At 49.1% G+C, this 1,116-nt stretch carries 1 pseudogene; it reads right to left on the bottom strand.

Annotation, left to right across the window (positions count from 1 at the left end):
* Window positions 1-1,116 (bottom strand): annotated as a pseudogene (locus ACEN2H_RS15600) (hypothetical protein); the annotation flags it as partial.

The following is a 1,116-nucleotide window of genomic DNA, read 5'->3' as shown; positions in this document are numbered from 1 at the left end:
TAAACCTTGGATTCCTTGATCTCCTTTGTCACCTTGCGGTCCAGTTACTCCTTGAACCCCTTGAGGTCCAGCTACTGTTGAAGCAGCTCCGGTTGCTCCAGTATCTCCTTTTAATCCCTGAATTCCAGTATCACCCTTTGCTCCAGTTGCTCCTATATCTCCTTTCACTCCCTGAATTCCTATATCTCCTTTTGCTCCAGTTGCCCCTTGAACCCCTTGTGGTCCAGCTACTGTTGAAGCAGCTCCGGTTGCTCCAGTATCTCCTTTTATTCCCTGAATTCCTGTATCACCCTTTGCTCCAGTGGCTCCTGCTAAACCTTGTATTCCTTGATCTCCTTGCGCTCCGGTATCTCCTTGAACCCCTTGTGGTCCAGCTATTGTTGAAGCAGCTCCGGTTAAACCTTGGACTCCTTGCTCTCCTTTATCACCCTTAGCTCCAGTGGCTCCTGCTAAACCTTGTATTCCTTGATCTCCTTTGTCTCCTTTATCACCCTGCACTCCCTGAGGTCCAGCTATTGTTGAAGCAGCTCCGGTTAAACCTTGAATTCCTTGATCTCCTTTGTCACCTTGCGCTCCAGTTGCTCCGGTATCTCCTTTTGCTCCCTGAGGTCCAGCTACTGTTGAAGCAGCTCCAGTTAAACCTTGGATTCCTTGATCTCCTTTGTCTCCTTGCGCTCCAGTTGCTCCGGTATCTCCTTTTAATCCCTGAATTCCAGTATCACCCTTTGCTCCAGTGGCTCCTGCTAAACCTTGTATTCCTTGTTCTCCCTTATCACCTTGCGCTCCAGTTGCTCCTTGAACCCCTTGTGGTCCAGCTACTGTTGAAGCAGCTCCAGTTGCTCCTGTATCTCCTTTTAATCCCTGAATTCCAGTATCACCCTTTGCTCCAGTGGCTCCTGCTAAACCTTGGATTCCTTGATCTCCTTTGTCACCTTGCGGTCCAGTTACTCCTTGAACCCCTTGAGGTCCAGCTACTGTTGAAGCAGCTCCGGTTGCTCCAGTATCTCCTTTTAATCCCTGAATTCCAATATCACCCTTTGCTCCAGTTGCTCCTGCTAAACCTTGTATTCCTTGATCTCCTTTATCTCCTTGCGCTCCAGTTGCTCCGGTATCTCC

Origin of the sequence: Flavobacterium sp. W22_SRS_FP1, assembly GCF_052113685.1 — a bacterium.
Classification (GTDB): Bacteria; Bacteroidota; Bacteroidia; order Flavobacteriales; family Flavobacteriaceae; genus Flavobacterium.
This window is presented reverse-complemented; position numbering and strand designations above follow the sequence as displayed.